This is a genomic window from Chrysiogenia bacterium (assembly GCA_020434085.1).
Taxonomy (GTDB): domain Bacteria; phylum JAGRBM01; class JAGRBM01; order JAGRBM01; family JAGRBM01; genus JAGRBM01.
The window spans coordinates 1-9,580 of record JAGRBM010000307.1; the positions used below are offsets into that span (position 1 = coordinate 1).

At 64.6% G+C, this 9,580-nt stretch carries 10 protein-coding genes; 5 read left to right on the plus strand and 5 right to left on the minus strand.

The features are described 5' to 3' along the window. The 4 genes from KDH09_10680 to KDH09_10695 all read right to left on the minus strand — a co-directional run. Window positions 1–614: hypothetical protein (locus KDH09_10680; GenBank protein ID MCB0220150.1), on the minus strand; the 614-nt coding region annotated here is incomplete at its 3' end. Between the two features lie 10 nt (window positions 615–624). After that, entirely contained in the window at window positions 625–1,152 is a 528-nt protein-coding gene (locus KDH09_10685) for a hypothetical protein (GenBank protein MCB0220151.1), read from the minus strand. Next, window positions 1,149–2,003, minus strand: a complete 855-nt coding sequence (mreC, locus tag KDH09_10690; GenBank protein ID MCB0220152.1) for a rod shape-determining protein MreC — start codon at window positions 2,001–2,003, stop codon at window positions 1,149–1,151. Before mreC ends, KDH09_10685 begins: the two co-directional genes overlap by 4 nt. Before the next feature lie 184 nt (window positions 2,004–2,187). Continuing rightward, window positions 2,188–3,228: a rod shape-determining protein gene (locus tag KDH09_10695; protein MCB0220153.1), complete on the minus strand. Its 1,041-nt coding sequence runs from the start codon at window positions 3,226–3,228 to the stop codon at window positions 2,188–2,190. A gap of 363 nt (window positions 3,229–3,591) precedes the next feature. Here KDH09_10695 and KDH09_10700 point away from each other — a divergent pair, with 363 nt between their 5' ends. The 4 genes from KDH09_10700 (at window position 3,592) to KDH09_10715 (ending at window position 7,889) form a co-directional block, all read left to right on the plus strand. Next, the gene (locus KDH09_10700; GenBank protein MCB0220154.1) at window positions 3,592–5,622 is read left to right on the plus strand and encodes a SurA N-terminal domain-containing protein; all 2,031 of its coding nucleotides are present in this window, start codon (window positions 3,592–3,594) and stop codon (window positions 5,620–5,622) included. A gap of 99 nt (window positions 5,623–5,721) precedes the next feature. Further along, a complete protein-coding gene (gene rsmG / locus KDH09_10705; protein MCB0220155.1) occupies window positions 5,722–6,384 on the plus strand; it encodes a 16S rRNA (guanine(527)-N(7))-methyltransferase RsmG in 663 nt (220 codons plus the stop codon). A 69-nt stretch (window positions 6,385–6,453) separates the two neighbouring features. Next, on the plus strand, window positions 6,454–6,933 hold the full coding sequence (locus KDH09_10710) for a hypothetical protein (GenBank protein MCB0220156.1): 480 nt from the start codon (window positions 6,454–6,456) through the stop codon (window positions 6,931–6,933). A gap of 86 nt (window positions 6,934–7,019) precedes the next feature. Then, complete coding sequence (locus KDH09_10715) at window positions 7,020–7,889, plus strand: TIGR02757 family protein (GenBank protein MCB0220157.1); 870 nt, start codon at window positions 7,020–7,022, stop codon at window positions 7,887–7,889. On the opposite strand, the gene KDH09_10720 is transcribed toward KDH09_10715, so the two are convergent. After that, window positions 7,886–8,707 (minus strand): DUF3943 domain-containing protein, encoded by an 822-nt coding sequence (locus tag KDH09_10720; protein MCB0220158.1) that lies wholly within the window; start codon window positions 8,705–8,707, stop codon window positions 7,886–7,888. The two genes, KDH09_10715 and KDH09_10720, sit on opposite strands and share 4 nt — an antisense overlap. A gap of 178 nt (window positions 8,708–8,885) precedes the next feature. On the opposite strand from KDH09_10720, the gene KDH09_10725 reads away from it, so the two are divergent. After that, a partial coding sequence (locus KDH09_10725) for a hypothetical protein (GenBank protein MCB0220159.1) occupies window positions 8,886–9,580 on the plus strand: 695 nt, incomplete at its 3' end.

Genomic DNA, 9,580 nt, shown 5'->3' on the forward strand with positions numbered 1-9,580 from the left:
CGGTAGCCATGGTCGGGATATTCTTCCTTCAGGCGCTTGAGTTCATCGGCGTTGACCTCGTGGATGTAGCCCAGAAAGTGTGCGCCCACGCCGCCGTATTTGTATTCGCGTACCGGCTCGGTGCGAACGAACACACCATTGGCACGCAGGTTGATCTCCTCGATCTTCGATATCTCGTCCCAGGTCGCATCGTCGCGCACCAGCACCGGGCGAAAACGAAGGCGTCCGCCGCCCTCGCGCACGGTCTTCCAGATTTCCTCGGGGCTGACTTCGAGAATCTGTGCGAGGCGCTCGATGGTCGCCTCGGCGCGCGCCTGCTTCTCCGTGTCACGGCGCGAGGCCAGGAAGCTGTCGGGAAGAAGGTAGACGTTCCATGAAGGGCGGTTGTCGATGATCACCTCGCCGAAACGATCGAGGATCATGCCGCGATCGCCGGGCACGATTTCCGAGACGATCTTGTTCTCGTGGGCAAGCACGGCGTAGAAGGAGTGCTTCACCACCTGCAGATAGAACAGGCGCGAGACGAGCACCGAGCAAAGGAGCGCCATCACCACGGTCAGCCAGGTCAGGCGTCCCTGGATGTGCTTGAGCAGATGGTCTCCGCCGAGCGCCACGGTGAGTCTCCTAGAGCCCGCGCTTGGCGAGCTGGAAGAAGGGCCAGCGATACATGCGCGTCAGAAGCGCGGCGAGCACAAAGGCCGTCCCCGCACTGACCAGCGCGGTAAGGGGCGCGCCCTTGGCATACTCGCCGAGTGTCGGCGCGCCTTCGGTCAGCGTAAGCAGCAGCAGCCAGCCGGCCACGTGGTAGCCAAGGCTCAGCCCCAGTACCACGAGCGACTGGAAGAATCCGGTCTCCGAGAAAATGCGTTCGGCCAGGATGCGCGTGACGATAAGGGAGATCTGCGCGAGCACCATGTGGTAGCCGAAGAACCCCGCGTCCTGCGCATCGGCGAGCGCCCCCAACATGAGCGCAACCACGCCGGCCTCATGCACGCCGCGGAAAAACGCGGCATGAACCACCAGAATGAGCGCAATGTTCGGGACTGCGGAATCAAACTCACGCGCCAGCACGTATTGGAGCAGGATGAGCGGCACGCCCACCAGCGCATAGAGGCCCACGCCCCGCCAGGAGAATCCCGTTTCGACAATCATCGGGCCTCCTCCAGGTCCAGATGCGCGGGCTCGCCGAAAGTGGCGGGCGCTTCGAGCGACGCAGACTGGGGTTCGGCGCCGGGCAGGATGACCAGCACTTCCTCGATGCGCGTGAAGTCGACCGCCGGCGCAATCCATGCATCCTGCAGCAGGCCGTAGCTGCCGCGCTCGATATCGGTGACCGTGCCCACGGGAATTCCCTTGGGATAGACGGTGCCCGTGCCGCTGGTCACCAGATCGTCGCCGGGTTCAATGTCCTCGGTGCGGCGCACCCGGTCGAGTGAAAGAAGCTCGCCCTGCCCGCGCCCGGCAGCAATTCCGCGCGCACGCGCGCGCATGGTGCGCACCGGCACGCGGCTTCGCGGATCCTGCAGCAGAATGATCTGGGAAGTAAGGGGCGTGACCTGACCGGTGCGCCCCACCAGGCCCTCGTAGCTCACGACCGCAAGATTGGGCTGCACCCCGTCGGAGCTGCCGCGGTCGATGGTGAGCACCGAGGTCGTCCCGCGTGCTTCAGCAATCACGCGCGCCGGAAGCAGGGTACCTGCCTGGCGCTCCTTGAAGTCGAGAAGTTTCTTCAGGCGCGCATTCTCACGTGCGAGCTCGAGAAGCTGCACCCGCTCGGCGCGAAGTCGCCGGGTCTCCAGTTCCAGCGCCTCGTAGCGCTCGGTGAGCCCGACCAGGAAGAGGTAATCGTTCCAGAGGTGGCGCACACCGTCGATGCCGTCGGCAAGCAGGATCTGCGGAAGCGAGACAATGGTGAGGATGCCCTTGGGCACCGGGCCCAGCGAGTTCTGGCGGCGCACCGATCCCAGGAAGATCACCAGGCAGGTGAGCAACAGGAAAGCCATGAACGCCGGCGGTCTTTTGAGTAACTCGCGCAATTCGCCGATCTCAACCTTGATGGGCCGCCCCCCGGCGACGCCATAACGCGCGGGCAATGCTCCCGCCCGCATGCAGACTCCCCAGCCACCACGAACTCAGAAATTTCAAAGCCGACTCGCAAATGCGCAGCGCCGCAACGGGCGCGCACTGCTAGTTGCCGGCAAAGGTAAGCTGCTTGAGCAGCTCGATCTCATCGAGCACCTTGCCCGACCCGTGGGCCACGGCAAGCAGCGGATCCTCGGGGATCACCACTGGAAGACCCGTTTCCTCTCGGATCAGCACATCGATGTTGTGCAGCAGCGCGCCGCCGCCGGTGAGCACCACGCCGCGGTCGGCGATGTCGGCCGCCAGTTCGGGCGGGCAGCGCTCGAGCGTCGCGCGCACGGCGTTCACGATTGCGTGAACCGGCTCGCTGAGCGCCTCGCGCACTTCGTCGGAGTTGAGCTCCAGACTCTTGGGAATTCCGGTCACCAGATCGCGGCCCTTGATCTCCATGGTCCGAGGCTCGCCGCCCTCGGGGTAGACCGAACCGATGCGCATCTTGATCTGCTCGGCGGTGGTCTCACCGATGAGCAGGTTGTACTTGCGCTTCACATACTGGACGATGGATTCATCCATCTTGTCGCCGGCGATGCGCACCGAAGCCGACTGCACGATGCCGCCCAGCGAGATCACCGCCACATCGGTGGTGCCGCCGCCGATGTCGACAACCATGTTGCCCGAGGCCTCGGTGACCGGTAGACCCGCGCCGATGGCGGCCGCCATGGGTTCTTCGATCAGATAAACCTCGCGGGCGCCGGCCTGCTCGGCCGATTCGCGCACCGCGCGCTTTTCAACGTCGGTCACGCCGAAGGGGACGCAGATGATGATGCGCGGACGCACCAGGCGGCTACGCTGGTGCACCTTCGTGATGAAGTAGCGCAGCATCGCCTCGGTCGTGTCGAAGTCGGCGATCACGCCGTCCTTCATCGGACGAATCGCCTGAATGTTTCCGGGCGTGCGGCCGAGCATCTGCTTGGCCTCCTTGCCCACGGCAAGCACCTTGCGCCCGCCGCGCGAGTCGATCTGCACGGCAACCACGCTGGGCTCATCGAGTACGATGCCCGCCCCCTTGCGATAGACCAGGGTGTTGGCAGTCCCGAGGTCGATTGCCAGATCGTTGGAAAATAGGCCGGCGATGCGTTTGAGCACTGGTATTCTCTAAGTTTCCGCGGGTACACGCCCAGGCGACAAAACGGCAGAATACGCCGCGAGCCTGAAGCTCCCTCCAGTTCGTGGCGGCACGTCCCGTTGCCTTCACCTGACCCGCTCTCGCATTTGGGTACAAAAGGCTTGTTCATTGTTATGCCGGAACGGCCTTTTTGTCAATGTTTTCAGGCGCTTATGTTGACCTCGCCGCCTCGCCGGGCTATTGACGCTTTCGCCTCATGTGCCAATGTTGCGGCCCTTGGCCCCACGGCCCCCACCCGGGAGCGGCGACCAGACCGATCCCTGCGAAATCGGGGCGGGCACAGAGTATTTTTCGCATATCTTTGGGAGAGCGACACAGCCACCATGCTCAAGTTCATTCGCCAGGCGCAAAGCAATTGGCTCATCAAGGCGGGCCTTCTGGCCATCGCCGCATCATTTTTCGTCGGATTCCTGGTCCTTCCCGCTGCCCGTCAGGGCGGTGCCGAGGACGTCGTCGCCGAGGTGGGCAACCAGCGCCTCTACCGCCGCGACGTGGCCGACGCCGTCGTCCGCCTCCGGGCGCGCTACCGCGACCAGGTGGGCGAGGCCTACGACCAGCTCAAGGACTACTTCGAAGAGCGCATCCCCCAGCAGGCCTTCGACCAGCTCATCGACAACTACGCGACCGAGGAATACGTGAAAAGCCTCGGGTTCGGCACCAGCGCCGATGAGCTCCGCCGCGTCATTCTCGACAACCCCAACTTCCAGGTTGACGGCAAGTTCTCCAAGAAGCGCTACGAGCGCTTCCTGAGCAGCAACCGCATGACCGACACCCAGTTCGAGAGCGAGCTCTCGCGCGATCTGGCCCTCAACAAGTTCCAGCGCTTCCTCGCCTCGCAGGTGAAGGTGAGCGAGGCCGAAGTGCAGCAGCGCTTCGTCGATGAGAACACCAAGGTCGAGATCGAGGCCTTCACGCTCGCTTCCAAGGACCTGGCCGCCTCGGTCAGCGTCAGCGAAGACGAGGTAAAGACCTACTACGACGAGCACGCCGTCGATTACTTCCAGCCCGAAAAGCGCAAGATCAGCTACCTGAGCTACGATGGCATGGGTGCGCCCTACTGGGGCCTTCCCGAAGCAAATGAATTCTCCGACGAGGCGCTCAAGGCTGCCTACGACGCCGAGAACGAGAAGTTCACCCTCAGCGAGAAGAACTGGCGCGTCGCCCACATCTACTACAGTTGGGCCAAGCGCAACGACCAGGACGCGCGCAGCGACGAGCAGCGCAAGCAGGACGCCCTCAAGCGCGCCCAGGCCGCGCTTGCCAAGCTCAAGGCCGGCTCGGACTTCACCATCCTGGCCAACACCGATTCCGACGACGCTTCGGCCAAGCGCCTGCAGAACGGCGGGCTTATCCAGGACGGCTACGCCCCGGCCAGCTACTACCGCAAGAAGGTCGCCGAAAAGTTCATGAGCATGAAGCCCGGCGAAGTCTCCGACATCGTCGAGTCCAAGGACGGCTACCACATCCTCAAGCTGCTCAAGGTCTACGAGGCCGGCTCCAAGAAGGACCTGGCCGACGTGGAGAACCTGCTCAAGACCAGCATGCGCCAGGACCGCGCTGCCGAGCTGGCCCAGAAGGACGCCGAGCTGGGCTATGCCGAGTCGGCCACCAAGTCGCTCGAAGAGCTGGCCAAGGCCCGCGAGGGGCTCAATGTTCGCGAGGCGAGCATCACGCGCGAGGACGTCATTCCCGGCGTGGGTCGCGACGAAGCGCTGCTCACCAAGATCTTCGACGAAATGACGCCCGAGAGCGGCGCCATTCTTCATCAGAGCAACCGCCGCTGGGTGATCGTGAAGCTTCTGGAGACGATCGAGCCCGAGCCCAAGCCGCTCTCGGAAGTGCGCGGTCAGATCGAGGACCTGCTCAAGCAGGAGAAGGCCCGCACCCAGGCCGCCGCCGAACTTGAGAAGGTCCGCGCCGAAGTAGCCGCCGGCGCCAAGGGCACCGACATCAGCAAGAAGCACAAGAACGTCGTCGTGATCGACGTGCCGGCATTCAGCCGCATCGGTCGCGAGAAGGTTGGCGAGAACTCCGGCGTGGACGTCGTCCCCCAGCTCGGTGCTTCCGCCAAGCTCAAGGCGACGCTCTTCTCCCTCAAGGAGGGCGAAGTCACCCCCGAGGTCTACGAGCTGGGCGACAAGGTCGCGTTTGCGCGCATCAAGAAGCGCGTGAACCCCGATCCCTCGCTCTTTGAAGCACAGACCGACGCCATTCGCAGCAAGCTGCGCAGCGAGCGCTTCGAGGGAATCTACAGCGAGTGGACCCAGCGCGCCCGCGAGGCGGTGAAGGTGGAGATCCACGTTCCGGTCGAGGAACTGGTCAAGAGCTTCCGCGACCCCGCCGCGCAGTCCTGATCTTCAAGCCTGCTCCAACCAAGCCCCCCGCGCCCGGCGTTGGGGGGCTTTTTCATGTCCGCTCGCCGGGCGCGTCCGCCCGCGTTATAGAGATTGCCGATGAACGCCACTCTCGAACAAGCCCTGCGTGAAGCCGCCGCGAAGGCCGGCACCCGCTGGGAAGGCCCACTCCGCGAAGCGCTCTCGCGCCTGTGCCAAGAGCTGCTGCGCTGGAACGAGCGCGTGCGGCTGGTGGGCTATCGCGGCGAGGAACCCGTCTACGAGAATCTCATCCTGGAGGCGCTGTGCCTGCTGGAGCACTTGCCAGCAAGCGGGCGCGTGCTGGATGTGGGATCTGGCGCGGGCTTTCCCGGCCTCGTCCTCGCCGCTGCGCGGCCCGCACTCGAGATTCTCAGCATCGACGCGCGTGAGAAGAAGATTCATTTCCAGCAGCACGCGGCCCGGATGCTGGAGCTTTCCAATTTCGAGGCACGCGCGCAGCGGCTCGACCCCCGCGCGCCCGACCCGGCGCTGGCCGGAAACTTTGATGTCGTCACCGCGCAGGCCCTCGCCGAGCCCGCCACTTTGATCCCCTGGCTCTCGCCCTACCTTCGCGCAGGCGGGGAACTGGTGCTGCTGCAGGGCCCCACGTGGGAGAAACAGCGCAAATCCGCGCTGGCACTGGCCGCCGGGCACGACCTCACGCTCGAGGCCGAGCACCGGCGCGAGCTGCCGCTCAGCGGGGCGCAGCGCCTTGGCATCATCCTTCGCAAAGAGCCTTGACCGCGCACGGCCCGGAGGGCTAGTCAATCACACCCGGGGCCGCCCCGCGAGCAGGAGAACTCCGCCACCATGACGGAAGCCGAGCAACACGAAGAGACACAGACCGCCGAAGCCGCCGAGCCCGAAGAGGCCGCGACGCCACAAAGCGCGCCCGAGGCATCTTCGGATGAGAACGCTCCCGAGGAAACCGCTCTTCCCGAATGGGCCGAGTATCGTTTTGAGGTCGAGCGCGCGCTCACCGTTCCCGACAAGGGCGTGATGGTGGTCGGCACCTTCGAGGGCGCCGCGCCCCGCGTCAAGGCCGACGTTCGCTTCACCCCCCAGGGAGCCGAGAAGCCGCTCACCTGCCAACTTCTGGGCGTGGCCAACAAACTCTTCGATGACGATGGCTCCGTGCTCGAAGGGAAGATCGGCCTTGTGCTCCAGCATCCCGAGCGCAAGGACCTGCGCCCGCCCATGCAGGTCTTCGGCGTTGCCGGCAGCGCGCCCGCCGCCGAGACCGCCGAAGAACAGAGCGCGGACAACGCCGAAGACAACACCGATTCCTGACATGGGTTTGGCAAGCCAGCCCCCTACCCCGAGATGTTTGGCAGGGGCTTGGCTTGCCAAGCCCCTCTTCCTGTAACCTCCGGGTTGTGACAGCCCAGCCCACCACTGACGCGAAAGACCTGGCTCCGTTTCTCGAAGCCCTGCTTGCACGCTATCATCGGCGTGATTTTCTCAGCAGCGATCCCATCCAGTTCGTCCATCGTTTCAATACCCCTGCCGATCAGGAAGTGGTCGGCCTTTTGAGCGCCATGCTGGCCTTCGGCAACGTGCGCTCGGTGGGCGCGTCCATCGATGCACTCCTCACCGTGGTGGGCGAGAATCCCGCACGCTACATCGCCGGTTTCGATCACGCGCGCGCCGCCCGCGAGTTTGCGACGCTCGGCCATCGCTGGATCCGCGGCGCGGACCTCGCGGCCTATCTGGCCGCCGTGCGCGGCGTACTCGATACGCACGGTTCGCTGCGCGAGCTTGTGGCAACAAGCTGGCAATCATCGGAAGATTTCTGGCAGGTCAGCGCCGCCTTCAGCAGCGCGCTCGAGAATGCGCTCCCGAAAACCGCGGCGCGCACGCGGGGGCTTTCATTTTTGCTCTCGCCGCCCACGCCCGGCAGCGCACGCAAGCGACTGGCCATGTATTTTCGGTGGATGGTGCGCTCCGACGAGATCGACCTTGGATTGTGGAAGGACGCGATGCCGGCAAGCGCGCTGCGCATTCCGCTCGACACGCATCTCTCGCGCATTTGTCGCTACATCGGTTTGAGTCAGAGAAAGAGCGTCGACTGGAAAATGGCCGATGAGGTCACCGCCGCGCTCAGTCTCATCGACCCCCAAGACCCCGTGCGCTTCGACTTCGCCCTGGCGCGTCTGGGGATTCTGCGCGACTGCCCGCACAAAGTGGTGGAAGAAAAATGCGCCCCCTGCCCGATCCGGCCCGTCTGCCGGCTGGGCGGCGGCTAGAAGTCGACGCCGAGGCGAAAGCTCAGGCGGTCCTCGCGCGGGTCCCAGGAAATGTCACGGCGCCACCTGGCCCAGGGCATGGTGAGGAAGGGATTCATCACATAGGCCAGCACGCGCTTGGTTGTCGAGTCGCTGCGGGCCCAGCGCACCGAGACTTCGTCGGTAAGCATTCCCAGCGGGATGCCCAGCCCCGGCGTGAGGATGATGTCGATCCCGCTGGCGGGCTCGAACGAAGACTCAATGATGTATTCATGGAAGGTGCTCTCCAGGAAAACACCAAGGGCCGAGAGCAGACGGCTGTGCCCGCGTGAGCGGAACCACTGGTAGTAGTACATACCCAGCATCGGGTGGAGCACCCAGTTGGTCAGCCACAGGTTGCCATCGTTGATGGGCGGGCGCGTCGAGAGCGTGTCGCCCCAGTTGTCGTAGGATTCCACCAGAATACGCCGCGCGGCCGTGACGTTGAGCGCGCGCTTCCACGCAAAAGTTGCCGCCGCTGCCAGCGCCAGATCGAGCGCATAGTCGCTGAGCGTGGGTTGCGGGCGCAGCCACTGGGGCTTGCGGGCGTTCTCGGACTCGCGCACCGCTTGCTCGGTGGGCGCCTGGGCCGCTTCGAGTTGCGCGCTCAGCATGCTCCACCGACCGATCAGGGGCTGCTCTTGGTGAACGCCCCAGTCCAGGCTGCGATCTCCCAGAACGGAGTGCGCGGGCGCGGAAGCATCCTTCCCGCCCAGCAACGAGAGAGCGTGCGCACTGCCGGGCGCGCACAGGGTAAGCACCAGGCCAAGGCTCAGGACAATGATGGATCGTCTGCTCATGCGGGCTCCGCCCCCGGGCGGCGGGTTCCTCTCTTGATGACACCCTTTCGGGAAGCCTCACGTAACAACCCGGCACCGTCTGTGTCAACACTTGCGATCATTTGTCTGGGGAGACCGGAGCGACAGGGACAAAAAAGAGCGTTGACCGGCCCCCGACCCGGGAGTATGAGAGCCCTCCATGACGCTCTGGCTCCGATATGCCGCGCCCCTGCGCGCCCTGGTCCTCCTGCTTGCGGGCGGCCTGCTGCTGGCGGCCGTTCCGGCCCATGCGCAAGAGGCCAACGGACAAGAGAGCGCTACGACCCCGCAGAGCCAGTGGGATGCGCTGGGCGATCCCGATTTCGGCGGTAAAGTGATGAAGCGGCGCGGCTGGTTCTTCGCCGGCGCTCTGGGAATGATCTACGTCGCCAACGACAAGAACGAGTTCGACGGCTACGAGCTCGGATCGGCTGGATTCAGCGGCAACGCACAGATCGGCGGTTTCATTGTCGAGGACCGGCTCTCGCTCGCCTTCCTCTTTCACGGCATGACCGGGCCGCGTCAGGGCGACCGCGCCTTCTCGATCCTGAACTTCATGGGGCGCTCGGACTTCTATGTCTGGGACTTCAACGACACCAACCATCTGTATCTGATCGGCGGCGCCGGGCTGAGCGAGATTGGCACCTTTCCCGAGCAGGTCCCCGTGGGCGCGCCTCCGGGCGTGACCAAGGGCTCGCGATACGAGACTTCGCTCACCTACGGCGTGGGCGTGACGCTCAAGCGTTTCAACTACGTGCAGACTTCGGCCGAGTTCATGGGGATGCAAGTCCTGACCGGACCCGACAAGGCCCACGTCTTCGGACTCTATCTCTCGGCGTGGTTCACCACCGACGC